We start from the raw sequence: 16,773 nt of genomic DNA, 5'->3' as shown, positions 1-16,773 counted from the left end.
GCACTGAGCAGGTTAAGAAAAACAGTGCAGCTAAAGCGGGCTGCAAACTGTTTCTCACCAAGCCGCTGGGAATTGGTATCCTCACTACCGCTGAGAAGAAGAGTCAATTACGGCCAGAGCACCAAGGTGTTGCTACGGAAACTATGTGTCAACTGAATAAGTCTGGCGCTGACTTTGCCCATATACTGGGGGTCACTGCTATGACAGATGTGACCGGGTTTGGTCTGTTAGGGCATCTCAGTGAGATTTGTCAGGGGTCGGGTGTGCAGGCAACATTACATTTTTCGTCTATCCCGCGTTTACCCGCAGTAGAAGAGTATATTGCCGCAGGTTGTGTTCCGGGGGGAACGGGGCGCAACTTTGACAGCTATGGTCATCTGATTGGCAAAATGTCCGATTTGCAGAAGAGTTTACTCTGCGACCCACAGACATCAGGTGGCTTGCTGTTAGCTGTGTTACCTGATGCTGAGGCGCAAGTGCAGGAAATAGCCGCTCAACATGGTATGACGCTCAGTGCTATTGGCGAACTAAATGTAGTGGATAATGACCGGGCACTGATTGAGATTACAGAATGACCTTTTATTTGCTGTCTTTTTATTTGATGTATCAGTGCGGTGAATGATGCGACTTTTTATTGCCGAAAAACCGAGTCTGGCACGGGCGATAGCCGATATCTTGCCAAAGCCGCATCGACGGGGTGATGGATTCATTGCTTGTGGTAGTGACAACATGGTGACCTGGTGTGTGGGCCACTTGTTGGAACAAGCTCAACCTGATGCTTACGATAGCCGTTATGCGCGTTGGTCACTGGCAGATTTACCGATAATTCCTGAAAAATGGCGATTACAGCCACGCCCTTCAGTGAGCAAACAATTGAATGTTATCAAACAGTTGTTACAACAAGCTGATGAAGTCATTCATGCGGGAGACCCTGACCGTGAAGGGCAACTTTTGGTTGATGAGGTATTGGATTATCTCGATTTGGCGGCAGAGAAACGGCAAAACGTCCGGCGTTGTTTGATTAATGACTTAAACCCGCAAGCGGTTGAGCGTGCCGTGGAGCGCCTGCGCTATAACCGTGAGTTTATCCCGCTATGTGTCTCAGCATTAGCGCGAGCCAGAGCTGACTGGTTGTATGGTATCAATATGACTCGAGCCTATACCATTCTTGGGCGTAATGCGGGCTATGATGGCGTGTTGTCGGTCGGTCGGGTGCAAACGCCGGTGTTAGGGCTGGTGGTGCGCCGCGATGAAGAAATAGAAGATTTTGTTGCCAAAGATTTTTTTGAAGTTAAAGCCCATATCGTCACGCCTGCTGATGAGCGCTTTATTGCACTATGGCAGCCGAGTGATTCTTGTGAGTCCTATCAGGATGAAGAAGGGCGCTTGTTACACCGGCCATTAGCAGAACACGTTGTTAATCGTATTGCGGGTCAGCCTGCACTTGTTACCTCCTATAATGATAAACGGGAATCAGAAACAGCCCCGTTGCCATTCTCGCTATCTACCTTGCAGATTGAAGCCGCCAAACGATTCGGGCTAAGTGCGCAGCAAGTGCTGGATATTTGCCAGCGATTATATGAAACGCACAAATTGATTACGTATCCGCGTTCGGATTGCCGATATCTACCAGAAGAGCATTTCGCAGGGCGTCATTCGGTACTCAATGCCATTAGTCTCCATCAGGCTGATCTTTTACCGCTGGATGTAATGGACAGTGATAGGCGCAACCGCTGTTGGGATGATAAAAAAGTCGATGCCCACCACGCGATTATCCCGACGGCGCGGGCCAGTAAAGTGAATTTAACCACCGATGAGAGCAAGGTTTATCGATTAGTCGCGCAGCAATATCTGATGCAATTTTGTCCTGACGCACAGTTCCGTAAATGCGTTATTGAGCTGGATATTGCCGGTGGTAAGTTTATTGCTAAAGCCCGTTTTCTGGCCGAAGCGGGTTGGCGTACCTTGCTTGGAAGTAAAGAGCGAGATGAAGAGAATGAAGGCGCGCCACTGCCAGTGGTTGAGAAGGGGGCCGAGTTGTTGTGTGAGCGCGGTGAAGTTGTGGAGCGTCAAACTCAGCCGCCCCGGCCATTTACTGATGCGAGTTTATTATCAGCCATGACGGGTATAGCCCGTTTTGTGCAAGATAAAGAACTGAAGAAAGTGTTACGTGCAACTGATGGTTTGGGGACTGAAGCAACACGAGCCGGAATTATTGAGCTATTGTTTAAACGGACTTTTTTGTTTAAAAAAGGCCGATACATTCATGCCAGCCCAGCAGGAAGAGCATTGATTCATGCATTGCCTGATATTGCCGCACGGCCGGATATGACGGCGCACTGGGAGTCTACGCTGACACAAATCAGTGAGAAAAACTGTCGCTATCAGGATTTTATGCAACCGCTGGTGGCCACATTGCAGGATTTAATCAGTCAGGCAAAACAAAATCGGTCACCTCAGGTCTTTCGTGGGTTGCCAGCAGCCCCATCCGGGGCGATAAAAAAACGTAAGAAAACGCCATCCAAAACCAAGGAGAATAAGTCATGAGAACATGGGTAATGCTGGGATGTATTGGTTTTGCCACACTTATTTCCGGTCAGGTTTTGGCAAACAGGAATAATGTTGATGTCGTTGTTCCTTTGCCTCCAGAGGTCTGGAATAACTCATCAAATCGTAATACCAACAATAATCCTTGCACACGCTGCTGCATTTACCAAAATCAAAATTACTCGGAAGGTGCAGTGTTGCGGGTTGAAGGTGAAGTTTTGCAATGTGTGCGTGATCCCAACGTGGTTGGGACTAATCCACTTATCTGGAAAAGATTAACCAGATAACGGACTACCGTTTTTGTTCGATAAAAGCATCTAATAACGGGATGTCAGCGGGGGCCAGAGGGTAGCGATAAGCATCCTCTGGTGTTAGCCACGCCAGAGCCGAGTGACAATGCAACACCGGCTCACCACTGAAGTTTTCAATATGCCAGGCGTGTAACCGGATGATGCGTTGCTGTGAGTTCCATTGATTGGTAGCAATATATTGGCCTATTATTGCATCAATATTTAATTCTTCGCCAAGTTCACGCATCAATGCTTGCGGTTGACTCTCTCCAGCTTCGACTTTGCCCCCAGGGAATTCCCACAAACCTGCCTGATCGCGATGTGAATCCCGTTGTGCCAATAAAACCTTACCGTTTCGTTCTATAATTGCCGCAACGACATCAATCATTTTCTATTTGCCCGATTACATTGGTTTATGTGTCACGCCAAGAGGCAACCCTATAAATAGGGGCTACCTCAATGTAAAGCGTGATTAGAGCGCGAATTCAGACCACACAGGGGCGTGATCTGAGGGTTTCTCCATACTTCTAATATCGTAATCGATGCCAGTGGCAATACAGCGGGCGGCCAGAGATCGGCTTGCCAGTAATAAATCTATGCGCAAGCCTCTATTTTCGTCAAAACCACGCGAACGGTAGTCAAACCATGAGAATTGGTCATTACAATCCGGGTTTGCTGCACGGAATGTATCCACTAACCCCCAATTTTGCAGGCGCTCTAACCATGCGCGTTCTTCAGGCAAGAATGAGCATTTACCGGTACGTAGCCAACGCTTGCGGCTATCTTCACCAATGCCAATGTCGAGATCGGTTGGGCTGATATTTAAATCACCCATAATCAGCACCTGGGCATCAGCCGAAAGTTGCTGCTCCAAATACTGTTGTAAGTCGGCATAAAAACGTTCTTTGGCAGGAAACTTAATGGGGTGGTCACGGCTTTCTCCTTGAGGAAAATAACCATTAATCACGGTTAAGGGACCTTGTGGCGTTGCAATATCGGCCATGATAATACGGCGCTGTGCATCTTCTTCATCTGTAGGGAAGCCCCGACGAACCGCTAAAGGTTCATTCCTGGTTAATAGTGCGACGCCATAATGCCCTTTTTGCCCATGATAAAAGACGTGATAACCATGTTGGCTGACCTCTTCAAGCGGGAACATATCATCGTGGACTTTCGTTTCTTGAAGCCCGATAACATCAGGTTGATGTTGTTCGATTATTGCAGCCAGTTGATGAGGTCGAGCACGTAGGCCATTGATATTAAAAGAGACAAACTTCATGGTCAGCACCGTATATTCGCTAGAAATGATGTCGAATATTAGCAGATGCCGAATAAAAATGTAATGCACAACAAAAGAATAAGTAATAGGTGATGCAGAGAATAGATAATAAAATACTTTTACCGACAAAAGTCAAAATAACCCTATAAATATTTTTATATTTCACATGAGTTTATCGCAGTATCTCGGATTATTAATTAAACGGCGTGCTACATGTATTATTCATACCCTAATTTCAGATAAAATTAATTTTATCTTGCCAGGCGGCCATGTTTTTTCTGACAAAAAAATAAGTTATATTCTTTTATGGTTGAAACATTATAAATATCTATCGATTTAACTTAATCACTCTATTGGTGTAAATGATTTAAAGCATTTCCTTGCTAGCAACCCATCCCACTTAATTTTTTTTTGGCGGTAAATGCTATAGGCATTTCTATTTTTTCTTTGATAAAGCGTTAACTGATTTTGTCACGAGAAGAATAAAAAATAGTTATTTGATATCATAGATCTACATTTAAAACTCTGTTAAAAATATTTGCAATGTTAAGGCGGTAATACACTAAATCGCCAAAACTTTGATTGCAAAACATGCAACTTTACGTCGTTAGTGTCTACGCAGTAATAGCTTATTATAATATATTTATAAATTATTCCAAACCCACTGGTGTTTTTTTTATTATATATATAAACAATATCTACAGTTGGCATTATATACGTAGGCATGCTTGTCTTTTTTTTCTGATAATTTTTGACGCAAAGCAAAGGATTGGTGAATTATGTTTCTATCTCGTAAGTTGGAGGCCTTTATGGCCGTAGTAGAAAATGGCTCGCTGAGTAAGGCGGCAAGAGTAATGAACAGGACTACACCGCCTGTTGCGAAGTCGATAAAAGACTTCGAGAGCATAATAGGGAAAAAGTTATTCAAACGAGAAAAATTTGGCATGAGTTTAACGCGAGATGGAGAGGTTTTATATAATGATCTAAAAGATTTATATCAACAAGAAAAAGAAATCACTAAAAAACATCTCACAGGTCACGTTTCCAATATCATCAACATTTATTACGACTGGGGAAAAAGTGAAAAATTGACGAAATTATATAGAGTGGCAGAAAAAAACAATATACAGGCTAATATAATAAAGTTTCAATATGAAAATATTGATGAGATTGGAGACTATGATGGGAATTCACTTATCCTTTCATCTGAAAAAGTCAGCAGTGACAGATTTATGCTACTGAATGAAGTTCCGGATAGTGGATTTGGTATTTATGGTAGAAAAGACATACTTAATGAGAGCTCTGACATTATAAGTATTCTTCATAATAATATTTGGCTGTGTAATCCGATGTTATATAGAAGTAAGTTTGTCAAATATCTGGAGGAATGCGTTAAAAAACAATATAGTAAAGTGAATGTGAGGCAGGTAGACAACCTGGCTTGTTGCTTGAATTTCATCTACTCCGGGCGATATATCTGTATTACAGATTCTATTATGGATGATTTTAATGGCGATTCAAAATTGGATTTTATAGATTTAACAAACTTTCAAGAAGAAAATAAATTGTATTTCTACAAATCAAGATCACATTCAAGTGTACTTAATAGGTTAATTGATTATATACATACTCTGGTGTGAAAATGTCACATCGTTAATCTATTATCAACCGAGTTGATTGTTATCTATTGATTTGTAGTGATTTTATTTAAATATTTTCTGGGATTTTATATTTACATATGAATATATGATGGAGGATGTACTCTGCACAGAAGGTGGTGGGGGAAGGATTGCTTGTCACGTTGTTCCTCACCCTCGGGCCGCCGCCGCGCGTCGTTATCTCGCTATGCTCAGCGCGAACCTTGGTCGAAGGTTCTTACCTTCCCCTGATGGGTGCTATTTTTTGATTGAGTTATTTACTGAGGAGATGGTGAATAATTAATAGATGGTGGTGGGGGAAGGATTACTCGTCACTTCGTTCCTCACCCTTCGGGCCGCCGCTACGCTCGGCGCGAACCTTGGTCGAAGGTTCTTACCTTCCCCCGATGGGTGCTATTTTTTGATTGAGTTATTTACTGAGGAGATGGTGAATAATTAATAGATGGTGGTGGGGGAAGGATTCGAACCTTCGAAGTCGATGACGGCAGATTTACAGTCTGCTCCCTTTGGCCGCTCGGGAACCCCACCACTGGCCTATTTATTCTACAACATGACTTAACAACATTGCTCTACAACACAGTCTTGGTAAGCGGGGCGCATCATATCAAATGAAGCGCCCCTGTAAAGACTTGAAATGAAAAAAATAATTCGTTCGGTGATTTTTTGTCCGTGGCGATGGTTATATCGGCAAAAAATATCGATTTATTGCGTGCTTACAGAATAACAGTACGGTTACCGTAAACAAAAACGCGCTGTGCTAATACTCGATACAGCGCACGGCTCAGTACATTTTTTTCTACGTCTCGCCCGGCACGCATCATATCTTCGGCGGTATATGAATGATCAACATGAATGACATCCTGCATGATGATTGGGCCTTCATCCAGGCTGTCATTGACATAATGCGCAGTAGCGCCAATGATTTTCACCCCACGCTCATAAGCTTGGTGATATGGACGCGCGCCGATAAATGCCGGTAAGAATGAGTGGTGGATATTAATAATCTGGTATGGGAAGCGTTGCACAAAGGCTGGCGTCAATACGCGCATATATTTTGCCAACACAACATAGTCTGGTTGGTATTGTTCAATTTGTTCAATCAGGCGCTGATCATGTTGGTCACGGGTCAAACCTTCATGACTAATAAGATGGAACGGTATATCAAAGCGCTCGACTAAATTTTGTAGTTCATTGTGGTTGCCGATGACGGCTGCGATTTCTACATCCAGACCGCCGTAGGCGCTTTTCATCAATAAGTCGCCAAGGCAATGCGCTTCTTTCGTTACCATAATAACAATGCGACGACGCCCGGCAGTATGCAATTCGCGGTTGGTCCCTTCAGGCAATGCATCATCCAGATCAGCCAATAGCGTGGTATCGTTAAAAATACCCTCAAGCTCTGTGCGCATGAAGAAACGGCCGGTCAGATGATCGACGAATTCATTATTTTGCACGATATTCAGTTGGTGCTTGTAGCAGATATTGGTAATTTTTGCGATTAAGCCTTTGGCGTCAGGGCAAATAGTGCGGAGCACTTTTTTTTGTATATTCTGGTGTGGCATAAGGTGGTAAATCCTGTCTTAGCATGACTTGATGTTATGTAAATGTTCGATGGTACGGCCAGTAAAAGAACGATTTTACTGTTAGCGCCCGCAGCATTTCTTATATTTTTTTCCAGAACCACATGGGCAGGTATCATTTCTACCCACAGATGGTCGGATTCCGTCAATATAGTACCAGTGTTCTTTTATGCGAAGAAAGCGGGAACGTTCATGCATCGCACTAACCTGAGTACTATTGGCATCTTTAAAACGGGCAATGAATTCAACAAAAGCCTCATTATCTTGATCCCCAGCCATTTCAGCAATAACGGCTAACCCCTGCCATGTGGTATTGCTGAAACTTTGAATGATTCCATCGCGCCATTGTTCGGCATTGCAGTCGGGATGCCAGGTTGCAATGAGATAATCCACATTCTTTTTCACGTAGGCACTATAACGGGAACGCATCAATATAGACGGTTTAGCCGCAACTTCGGTACCCAGAATATAAGGTTCACAACACCTTTGATATTCAAGTGTACTGCCGCAAGGACACTGTTCTGACAAAATTTCTCCAAATAATCAATATGCCGTGATAGCCATTCGTTGCCCGTAAGCAGTAAATCAGAGTCGGGAAAATCGAACTGTTGTGAATATGAGGGCTATCTTACCTAATCATGTGTTGAGGTTCAAAGCGGATAGTCTCAGAAGAGAAGCGCGGTAGTTAAAAAGAATTGTGATGAGTGTCACAAAAATACTTGACCGGCGTTTCATTTTGGATTAACTTTGTAACTGTGATGTGTATCACATAAAAATAAAGATATTTACAGGAGCAACCATGAAACTGATTAACAAAATTATCGCAATGTTCGAAAAAATGAGCGTCTCATTTGGTACTTTTAACGGTTAATTATTTCATAATTAATCCGTAAGTCTTCACAATATTCTGGATAGAATTCTGTTTGCGGATGATGGTTCTAAATTCATCAAAAGCAGAATGTAAAATAACAGCATAATATGTAATTATCTGTTTCCGACTTTTGCTATTATTAGACAATATCTCGTATTTTGATTTGTGTAATCTCGGATATTTATTCTAAATAGCTGCCATTAGGGCGGCTATTTTGCATTTCATCTATTTTAAAAATAGTGAAACTCAAATGAAATATTTCATGAATTAGACGCATGTATATTATGCATGTTACTCATGGTTTGCTCTGCGGCCAGAAGCTAGCGATTGCATCATATACACACTTAATGGGTCATATTCATAGCGGCCAAATTGAGATGTTAATTCAAAACCTAATCGTTGATATAATTTTATCGCTTCAGGTTGATAAACTCCCGTTTCAAGATGAATTTTCTTTGAAATTAACGCATTAGCTTGATGGAACAACGCGGTTATTAACCGTTGAGCAACTCCCTGGCCTCGATAATCTGGGCTGACAAAAACACGCTTAATTTCAGAGTACGGTGTCTTGGGCCGTGCCAGAATAGCGCATCCAACTATACCTTCTTCATATTTAACAACATAAACGAATGTTTCTATCTGAGCCAAACTATCGAGAGATTCCGCGTGATTGTTTTCGTAGGGGTATAATGCAGATTGGTACGCATCTAATTGATTCATTAATGTAAGAAGTCCAGGAATAAATAGGTCGGCTTGGCATATTTCAATATTCATAGTACCCCATTTGGGCCGAAGGCTATATCTTAGTCAGGAAATGTAAAGTATTTGTATCAAAATACCAGAAGGACAAATATTCACTATAGTTTCATCTGTAAGGCTGCAAAGTAAAAGAACAACAGATGCTTTATTTCTCAGTCACAGCCAGATTGATGTGAGCTGTATTAACTATCAGCATGTGACGTTAGGTTTATTTGATTTGTGCAGATGGGAAACAGTGCCAAACCGGTTAGATAGGGATGAAATACAATGAGACAAAGTAAAATTGGACTGGCACTAGGAGCAGGCGCTGCAAAAGGATGGGCTCACATTGGTGTCATTAATGCGCTGAAAAAAATGGGTATCAAGATTGATGTTGTCGCCGGATGTTCAGTCGGCTCATTGGTCGGTGCCGCCTACGCGAGCGATCATCTGGATGCAATGGAGCGCTGGGTACGCTCATTTAAATACTGGGATGTTATCCGTTTGATGGATTTCTCGTGGCGGCGCAGTGGGTTATTACGTGGAGAACGAGTTTTTAATGCTGTAAATGAAATAATCGAAGTACAAGACATTGCCGATTGTGTATTACCTTTCGGGTCTGTGGTAACAAATTTAACTACCGGGCGGGAGTTATGGCTTACTGAGGGCGATATCAAGCAAGCGATCAGGGCATCGTGCAGTATGCCGGGTTTATTCTCTCCGGTATGGTTCGGGGGGTATTGGCTGGTTGATGGTGCAGTAGTTAATCCGGTTCCAATCTCTTTGGCCAGAGCCATGGGAGCAGATAGGGTTATTGCGGTTGATTTGCAACATGATGCACATCTCATTCAGCAAGAGATCCTTTCCGCTCAAGTGCCTCTTGAGGACAAGTCTGCCGATATATCGGATAGTTGGCGCGGGCGTTTACGGGCACGAATAACGAACTTATCCTCTAACTCGACGAAGAATGCGCCCAGTGCCATGGAAATAATGTCGACATCGATTCAAGTATTAGAAAACCGATTGAAACGTAATCGCATGGCTGGCGATCCTCCTGATGTTCTCATTCAACCTTATTGCCCACAAATATCAATGCTGGATTTTCACCGCGCGGATGAAGCCATTGCTGCGGGGCAGTTAGCCGTGGAGAAGTGCGAGGAACAATTATATCACCTGATAAGGCATAGATAGCACAAGTTGATGTTTGTAACACTGCACATAACAATTTCTGACAAGCACAAACAATCATTTTGAGCCACTATTACCATTAAGGTTAGTAAGAGAAGCAGTGCATGGAAAAACCATTAGCAGGTAAAAATATTTTAGTCGTTGAGGATGAAACCGTGTTTCGCTCAGTTATTGCGGGATTCTTAAGCTCACTCGGCGCGACAATTCACCAAGCGGAAAATGGACTGGAGGCCCTGGAACAGCTAAAAATTCAGGTTCCTGACTTAATACTTTGCGATCTGGCAATGCCGGTGATGGGGGGGATTGAGTTTGTCGAGCGCTTACTGATTCAAGGGATGAAGGTTCCTATTTTAGTCATATCTGCCACCGATAAAATGACGGATATTGCTCAAGTCTTACGCTTGGGGGTAAAAGATGTTTTGCTGAAGCCGATTGTGGATTTAAATCGCTTACGTGAAGCAGTGCTTGCTTGTCTTTACCCTGCATTGTTCACCTCACATGCCATTGAAGAAAGTGAACTTATTCAAGATTGGGAGGCGCTGCGTAAGAACCCCTATGATGCCGCTCAGTTATTGAAACAGCTACAACCACCCGCTCAGCAGACTCTTGCGCGCTGCCGCATAAATTATCGTCAATTAACTATGGTTGAGAAACCAGGGCTGGTATTGGATATTGCCGCACTGTCAGATAAGGATTTAGCTTTTTATTGTCTGGATGTCACGCGGGCGGGAGATAACGGTATATTGGCGGCCTTGCTGTTAAGAGTGCTATTCAACGGGATTCTTCAGGAGCATTTGGCGCATCAACAACATCGTTTGCCACAGATGTCATCTTTGCTCGAACAGTTGAACCAACTCTTAAGACGTACCCATTTGGATGGACAGTTTCCTTTGTTGGTGGGTTATTACCATGTGGAATATCAGAATCTGATACTAGTTTCTGCTGGTTTGCATGCCAATGTCAATGCGGGCAAAAATCAAATTCAACTCAGTAATGGTGTACCTTTAGGTACTTTAAAAACAACTCATCTAAACCAAATTAGTCAGCGTTGTGATGCATGGCAGTGCCAGGTTTGGGGGGGCGGTAGTCGTTTACGTTTGATGCTTTCAACTGATGAATAGGCCTTACTGTGAGTTGATGGCAGAATAAGTATTTGCTTAACTAATCTATTGCCGCATTTGTTATCTGAAATATCCATCCTAATATAAATGGTTCTATAACGAATCTGTGAAATAAGCCTAATTTGTTTCAATCGATGTGTGCAGCCGAGATGTCCGAATTATCGGTTGATATACTTTCTTCCTTACTTTTTTTTGAAATTTTTCAACCTGCTTTATTGTTCGCAGGCAATAAGGTGTGTCGCCTCAGGCTAAATTAAGGTTAGTTCCTGATAATGGTCAGTTGTGCGCTCCTTATTGAATATAAACTCGAGGACAGATCGAATGAAAGTTACGGTTTTTGGCATTGGTTATGTAGGGTTAGTTCAGGCCGCGGTATTGGCTGAAGTTGGCCATGATGTCCTGTGCATAGATATTGATGAGAACAAAGTTGCTGACCTACAGAACGGCCGTATCGCTATTTTCGAACCTGGATTAGCTCCGTTGGTAAAAGAAAATTATGATGAGGGTAGACTTCGATTTTCTACAGATGCGGCAGCAGGCGTGGCACATGCTACTATTCAATTTATTGCCGTTGGCACTCCGCCCGATGAGGACGGTGCCGCAGATTTGCAATATGTTCTTGAGGTTGCCAGTACCATTGCTAAATATATGGATACCCCGAAAGTCATTATCGATAAATCAACCGTGCCTGTAGGGACTGCGGAAAAAGTGCAACAAAGGGTACAAGCTCTTCTACAGCAACGTGGGAAGCAAATAACCTTCAATGTAGTTTCAAACCCAGAGTTTTTAAAAGAGGGCGCTGCTGTCGCGGACTGTAAACGGCCTGAACGTATTGTTATTGGTATTGATACTAATGATAACAGCGTTATCGATTTAATTAGTGAGCTATACGAGCCATTTAATCGAAATCATGACCGGTTGTTAATTATGGATATTCGTAGTGCTGAGCTGACTAAATATGCAGCAAATGGCATGTTGGCAACTAAAATCAGTTTTATGAATGAGATTGCTAATATCGCTGAAGGCGTTGGTGCGGATATCGAAAAAGTGCGGCAAGGCATTGGTTCTGATTCGCGCATTGGCTACCATTTTATTTATTCCGGTTGTGGTTATGGCGGTTCTTGTTTCCCCAAAGATATTCAGGCGTTAATTCGTACAGCTGAAGGTTGTGGCTATCAGCCTCAACTGTTGCAGGCTGTTGAGCAAATCAATCATCAGCAGAAGTTTAAGTTGGTCGAATTTATTCAGCAGCATTTTGACTCACAACTGGCTGGGAAAACATTGGCTCTTTGGGGATTAGCATTTAAACCCAACACGGATGATATGCGAGAGGCACCAAGCCGTATTTTAATGGAGGCGTTGTGGAAGGCAGGGGTAACTATTCAAGCTTATGATCCAGAGGCGATGGATGAAGCACAGCGAATTTATGGTGCCAGGGATGATTTAAGATTAATGGGTACAAAGGAGTCAGCATTACAAGGTGCTGATGCTTTAATTATTTGTACTGAATGGCAGAATTTTAGAGCACCTGATTTTGATATGATCAAGGCTCGCCTCAAGCAGCCGGTTATTTTTGATGGGCGTAATTTGTACGATCCCGAACGCTTAAATAGTCGAGGTTTTACTTATTACGGGATTGGTCGTGGTGCTTCGATTAAACGTGCGCATTAAGTGATAAAGATGGTTTTATGTGTTGGGTACAAAATTAAATTAGTTTTTGTTTTGTAGCCAACCTAATCCCCATAGGATTCAGGCACCGTGGTTTACCACTGAGTTTCTCTTATATCGCAAAACGATGGTGTCGATTTGGTTGTTATATCGATTATTGTATTGTTATAAATTAGCAGAGCATTCTTATCGACACTTTGTGATAGTGGTAACAGTGCGTTATTTATTGGAAATCATATGTTCAGATTGACTGTTGCTTATCAATTGGGAGGGGGAGGGTAATTCATTGGGATGCGTCGAAATTTAACTCTTAGGAAGAGAGCAAAAAAATACCCCCCATATAATAGGAGGGTATTTTTATCACAATAGCTAATTAACTATCACGATTACAGCAGGAAATCATCCAGTGATTTACCTTGCTCTTCAATGGCTTTCTTGATCACTGCTGGAGTACGGCCTTGGCCGGTCCAGGTTTTAGTTTCGCCATTTTCATCAATGTACTTATATTTAGCAGGGCGTGCAGCACGTTTTGATTTAGTAGCAGCGGCTTTAGTAACTGCCATAGCATTCAACAGTTCATTTGGATCAATACCATCTGCAATCAGCATTTCACGGTATTGCTGTAATTTACGTGTGCGTTCTTCAATTTCTGCTTGTGCCTGGGAATCTTCTTCGCGGCGTTCGTTAACGACCACTTCAAGTTTCTCGAGCATTTCTTCTAATGTTTCAAGAGTGCATTCACGCGCTTGTGCACGCAGAGTACGGATGTTGTTAAGAATCTTTAACGCTTCGCTCATTGTCCTGGTCTCAAATTATAATTGGTGGGGGGGCGTCTGGATAATAATAGAGTGCTATTTTAATTTCTGCAATAGCCAATTTGATTAGCATACTCGAATTTACGTATTTTATTAGCGAAAAGTTGCTGCTTCCTACTAATAAACGCACGCCTCTTGTTATTATCTGAGCTGTTTTTAACATCAATCTTCGTTTTACTCGCTAATGAGCCTACTCGTGAACATGATTCTCTCACTAAGTTATAAGTTTGCTTTATATCAATAAAGCAAAAATACGTTACTTCTCATGTTGGGATGCGCAATAACTGATCATACAAGCGCATCGCGATATTGATATAGCAGCAATGACATATTGCGTAAAAAAAAGAGGCTTTCCAGGCTTTGTCAGATTGGGCAATATTTGTTATCACTATTTTACGAATTAATGGTGAAAGCACATTACACATATCATTAATGAACCAATCGTGCGGCCTACATATCAAACACTATTGCTTTCATATCGCTCTAACCTGGTTAATGTTCAAGCAGTAATCTTTTTAGTGTATCAATATTGTGAAATGAGTCATGTAATGTGCCTAATAATAGAGAAGCATTTAACATGAACATTCTATCAGTATCATTAGCGATATCATGACTTAATATAGAAAACAGTAATATACGAGAAGTGGTCTCCCCCGCGAAAACCGTGAATTTGTGATAAACTGCGCTCACATTGTCAATGTGACCATTTATTAGACTATTGGAGTTACGGGCCCATGGCTCAACTTTATTTTTATTATTCAGCAATGAATGCAGGCAAATCCACCGCACTATTGCAGTCTTCTTATAACTACCAAGAGCGTGGCATGCGCACGCTGGTTTTTACCGCGGAGATTGATAATCGCTTTGGGGTCGGAACGGTCAGTTCGCGTATTGGCCTGTCTTCACAAGCACTGCTTTACAATAGCGGCACATCATTATTATCTATTATCACCACAGAGCATCAGGAGAAACCAGTTCATTGTATTTTACTTGATGAGTGTCAGTTTCTGACCAAAGATCAGGTTCAGGAATTGTGCCAGGTAGTAGATGAATTGCATATCCCTGTGTTGTGTTACGGCCTGCGCACTGATTTCCTCGGTGAGTTATTCCCTGGGAGTAAATACTTGTTGTCATGGGCCGACAAATTAGTCGAATTAAAGACGATTTGTCATTGTGGGCGCAAAGCAAACATGGTGTTACGTTTGGATGCACAGGGGCGAGCAGTGCACGATGGTGAACAAGTCGTCATTGGTGGGAATGAAAGCTACGTTTCGGTTTGTCGCCGCCATTATAAAGAAGCTATTAAAGAGGCTTGTCTCCAGCAATATCCTTAAATACCCCCTAATTAGCGGCAAAACACCTCACTGGCTGTTTTATTCATACTGTGGGGTAGTTTTGTCTTTTGCGATATTAATGCCAAATAGAACCATACAGCCCCATTCGTAGCGCTTATCTATGTTGCAGAGATCTCCAAACGTTGTATTTTTTGACTGAACACTTAAGTTAGGTGCCCGCTGCGGCGCGTTGTTCACCGCCCTTGTGCAGATGAGATTGTACTCATTCCTTATTAGCCCGTTATATCCCAATTTAAATCGCCATTGGCGGGGCAAAGCGAATTTATCTCATGAGAGGTATGGATTGGGTAAGGGTAGAGATAAATCGCAGCTATGGCACATTGAGAGGCCATGCATAAAGGTGAGTCGAGAAGGGGACATTTATTTGAGTGATAGCCATAAAAAGAAACCCCCAACGATTGTCGGGGGTTATATCTTTTGTTAATAACCTCATCCGCAGATAAGGTTACTCATCAAGATAGTGATTACTTTTTAGCTTTTTTCTCAGCTTTTGGTGCCGGAGCTGCTACTGCAACTTCTTCACGGTCAAGCTCTTCGCTAAATTCACGGCCGTAGTAAGTATCCATCAGGATCTGTTTCAGCTCGGAGATCAGTGGGTAGCGTGGGTTAGCACCTGTACACTGGTCATCGAATGCATCTTCAGACAATTTGTCTACTTTAGCCAGGAAGTCTGCTTCTTGAACGCCAGCTTCACGAATTGACGCTGGGATGCCCAAATCAGCTTTGATTTCATCTAACCAAGCCAGCAATTTCTGGATTTTCTGTGCGGTACGGTCGCCCGGAGCACTCAGACCCAAATGGTCTGCAATTTCAGCATAGCGACGACGCGCTTGTGGGCGGTCATACTGGCTGAAAGCAGTCTGTTTGGTTGGGTTGTCATTCGCGTTATAGCGGATAACGTTAGAAATCAACATGGCGTTTGCCAGACCGTGTGGGATATGGAACTCAGAACCCAGTTTATGGGCCATTGAGTGACAGACACCCAAGAAGGCGTTAGCAAAAGCGATACCGGCAATGGTCGCGGCGTTGTGAACGCGTTCACGTGCAACCGGATTTTTTGCCCCTTCGTGATAACTGGCTGGCAGGAATTCTTTCAGCAGTTTCAGCGCTTGCAGAGCCTGACCGTCAGAATATTCGTTAGCCAATACAGAAACATACGCTTCCAGAGCATGCGTTACTGCGTCCAGACCACCGAAGGCACACAGAGACTTAGGCATATTCATAACCAGGTTGGCATCAACGATTGCCATATCTGGTGTCAATGCATAGTCAGCCAATGGATATTTCTGGCCTGTCGCATCGTCGGTCACTACGGCGAATGGTGTGACTTCTGAACCAGTACCTGATGTGGTAGTGACGGCGATCATTTTCGCTTTCACGCCCATTTTCGGGAACTTGTAAATACGTTTACGGATATCCATAAAGCGCAATGCCAGTTCTTCGAAGTGAGTTTCAGGATGTTCGTACATCACCCACATGATTTTGGCAGCATCCATCGGTGAACCACCACCCAGCGCGATGATCACGTCTGGTTTAAAGGAGTTCATCTGCTCTGCACCTTTACGTACGATGCTCAGGGTAGGGTCTGCTTCTACTTCGAAGAAGACTTCAGTTTCGATACCGTGAGATTTCAGTACGCTGGTGATTTGATCGGCATAACCGT

At 42.9% G+C, this 16,773-nt stretch carries 15 protein-coding genes, 1 tRNA gene and 2 other RNA genes; 8 read left to right on the top strand and 10 right to left on the bottom strand.

The features are described from left to right. The 3 genes from selD to ACNSO8_RS11575 form a co-directional block, all read left to right on the top strand. On the top strand, positions 1-575 hold a 575-nt coding region (selD, locus tag ACNSO8_RS11585; RefSeq protein WP_418394712.1), incomplete at its 5' end, for a selenide, water dikinase SelD. Between the two features lie 46 nt (positions 576-621). Next, complete coding sequence (locus ACNSO8_RS11580; protein WP_019079527.1) at positions 622-2,547, top strand: DNA topoisomerase III; 1,926 nt, start codon at positions 622-624, stop codon at positions 2,545-2,547. Continuing rightward, positions 2,544-2,834: a DUF1496 domain-containing protein gene (locus ACNSO8_RS11575; RefSeq protein WP_011816424.1), complete on the top strand. Its 291-nt coding sequence runs from the start codon at positions 2,544-2,546 to the stop codon at positions 2,832-2,834. The genes ACNSO8_RS11580 and ACNSO8_RS11575 overlap by 4 nt, the downstream gene beginning before the upstream one ends. A gap of 4 nt (positions 2,835-2,838) precedes the next feature. Here ACNSO8_RS11575 and ACNSO8_RS11570 read toward each other — a convergent pair whose 3' ends face one another. Together ACNSO8_RS11570 and xthA are read right to left on the bottom strand one after the other, a co-directional pair. Beyond that, complete coding sequence (locus ACNSO8_RS11570; protein ID WP_050160106.1) at positions 2,839-3,225, bottom strand: pyrimidine (deoxy)nucleoside triphosphate diphosphatase; 387 nt, start codon at positions 3,223-3,225, stop codon at positions 2,839-2,841. Between the two features lie 84 nt (positions 3,226-3,309). After that, entirely contained in the window at positions 3,310-4,116 is an 807-nt protein-coding gene (xthA, locus tag ACNSO8_RS11565) for an exodeoxyribonuclease III (protein WP_418394711.1), read from the bottom strand. A gap of 779 nt (positions 4,117-4,895) precedes the next feature. Between xthA and ytxR the strand changes: the two genes are divergently transcribed. Then, entirely contained in the window at positions 4,896-5,756 is an 861-nt protein-coding gene (gene ytxR / locus ACNSO8_RS11560) for a LysR family transcriptional regulator YtxR (protein ID WP_418394710.1), read from the top strand. Positions 5,757-5,888: 132 nt separating this feature from the next. Here ytxR and ACNSO8_RS11555 read toward each other — a convergent pair. From ACNSO8_RS11555 to ACNSO8_RS11530, 6 genes are all read right to left on the bottom strand, one after another. Continuing rightward, a non-coding RNA gene (locus tag ACNSO8_RS11555) (RtT sRNA) lies at positions 5,889-6,015 on the bottom strand. Positions 6,016-6,061: 46 nt separating this feature from the next. Next, positions 6,062-6,171: non-coding RNA, RtT sRNA (locus ACNSO8_RS11550), on the bottom strand. Positions 6,172-6,217: 46 nt separating this feature from the next. After that, positions 6,218-6,302 (bottom strand) — tRNA-Tyr (locus tag ACNSO8_RS11545). A gap of 185 nt (positions 6,303-6,487) precedes the next feature. Next, complete coding sequence (gene purU / locus ACNSO8_RS11540) at positions 6,488-7,336, bottom strand: formyltetrahydrofolate deformylase (RefSeq protein ID WP_005166151.1); 849 nt, start codon at positions 7,334-7,336, stop codon at positions 6,488-6,490. 81 nt (positions 7,337-7,417) lie between these two features. After that, the gene (locus tag ACNSO8_RS11535; RefSeq protein WP_019079523.1) at positions 7,418-7,882 is read right to left on the bottom strand and encodes a YchJ family protein; all 465 of its coding nucleotides are present in this window, start codon (positions 7,880-7,882) and stop codon (positions 7,418-7,420) included. A gap of 634 nt (positions 7,883-8,516) precedes the next feature. Then, on the bottom strand, positions 8,517-8,999 hold the full coding sequence (locus tag ACNSO8_RS11530; RefSeq protein ID WP_418394709.1) for a GNAT family N-acetyltransferase: 483 nt from the start codon (positions 8,997-8,999) through the stop codon (positions 8,517-8,519). 252 nt (positions 9,000-9,251) lie between these two features. Between ACNSO8_RS11530 and rssA the strand changes: the two genes are divergently transcribed. The 3 genes from rssA to ACNSO8_RS11515 all read left to right on the top strand — a co-directional run bounded on the left by rssA (position 9,252) and on the right by ACNSO8_RS11515 (position 12,943). Further along, a complete protein-coding gene (gene rssA, locus ACNSO8_RS11525; RefSeq protein ID WP_019083184.1) occupies positions 9,252-10,154 on the top strand; it encodes a patatin-like phospholipase RssA in 903 nt (300 codons plus the stop codon). Positions 10,155-10,255: 101 nt separating this feature from the next. Next, positions 10,256-11,272, top strand: a complete 1,017-nt coding sequence (rssB, locus tag ACNSO8_RS11520; protein ID WP_418394708.1) for a two-component system response regulator RssB — start codon at positions 10,256-10,258, stop codon at positions 11,270-11,272. 321 nt (positions 11,273-11,593) lie between these two features. Continuing rightward, complete coding sequence (locus ACNSO8_RS11515; protein ID WP_019079519.1) at positions 11,594-12,943, top strand: UDP-glucose dehydrogenase family protein; 1,350 nt, start codon at positions 11,594-11,596, stop codon at positions 12,941-12,943. 383 nt (positions 12,944-13,326) lie between these two features. Here the strand turns inward: ACNSO8_RS11515 and hns are convergent, their stop codons facing one another. Then, on the bottom strand, positions 13,327-13,737 hold the full coding sequence (gene hns, locus ACNSO8_RS11510) for a histone-like nucleoid-structuring protein H-NS (RefSeq protein ID WP_005169306.1): 411 nt from the start codon (positions 13,735-13,737) through the stop codon (positions 13,327-13,329). A 752-nt stretch (positions 13,738-14,489) separates the two neighbouring features. Between hns and ACNSO8_RS11505 the strand changes: the two genes are divergently transcribed. After that, positions 14,490-15,089 carry a thymidine kinase gene (locus ACNSO8_RS11505; RefSeq protein WP_019079518.1) on the top strand — a complete coding sequence of 200 codons (600 nt, stop codon included), beginning with the start codon at positions 14,490-14,492 and terminating at the stop codon, positions 15,087-15,089. Between the two features lie 485 nt (positions 15,090-15,574). Here the strand turns inward: ACNSO8_RS11505 and ACNSO8_RS11500 are convergent. Beyond that, positions 15,575-16,773: iron-containing alcohol dehydrogenase (locus tag ACNSO8_RS11500; protein ID WP_418394671.1), on the bottom strand; the 1,199-nt coding region annotated here is incomplete at its 5' end.

The organism is Yersinia sp. LJYL362 (genome assembly GCF_048323875.1).
Note: the sequence above shows the minus strand (reverse complement) of the source record. Positions and strands in the feature narration are given on the sequence as shown.

Coding starts and splice junctions, on each gene's coding strand:
- ACNSO8_RS11580 (WP_019079527.1), top strand. CDS start 622: ATGCGACTTTTTATTGCCGAAAAACCGAGTCTGGCACGGGCGATAGCC.
- ACNSO8_RS11575 (WP_011816424.1), top strand. CDS start 2,544: ATGAGAACATGGGTAATGCTGGGATGTATTGGTTTTGCCACACTTATT.
- ACNSO8_RS11570 (WP_050160106.1), bottom strand. CDS start 3,225: ATGATTGATGTCGTTGCGGCAATTATAGAACGAAACGGTAAGGTTTTA.
- xthA (WP_418394711.1), bottom strand. CDS start 4,116: ATGAAGTTTGTCTCTTTTAATATCAATGGCCTACGTGCTCGACCTCAT.
- ytxR (WP_418394710.1), top strand. CDS start 4,896: ATGTTTCTATCTCGTAAGTTGGAGGCCTTTATGGCCGTAGTAGAAAAT.
- purU (WP_005166151.1), bottom strand. CDS start 7,336: ATGCCACACCAGAATATACAAAAAAAAGTGCTCCGCACTATTTGCCCT.
- ACNSO8_RS11530 (WP_418394709.1), bottom strand. CDS start 8,999: ATGAATATTGAAATATGCCAAGCCGACCTATTTATTCCTGGACTTCTT.
- rssA (WP_019083184.1), top strand. CDS start 9,252: ATGAGACAAAGTAAAATTGGACTGGCACTAGGAGCAGGCGCTGCAAAA.
- rssB (WP_418394708.1), top strand. CDS start 10,256: ATGGAAAAACCATTAGCAGGTAAAAATATTTTAGTCGTTGAGGATGAA.
- ACNSO8_RS11515 (WP_019079519.1), top strand. CDS start 11,594: ATGAAAGTTACGGTTTTTGGCATTGGTTATGTAGGGTTAGTTCAGGCC.
- hns (WP_005169306.1), bottom strand. CDS start 13,737: ATGAGCGAAGCGTTAAAGATTCTTAACAACATCCGTACTCTGCGTGCA.
- ACNSO8_RS11505 (WP_019079518.1), top strand. CDS start 14,490: ATGGCTCAACTTTATTTTTATTATTCAGCAATGAATGCAGGCAAATCC.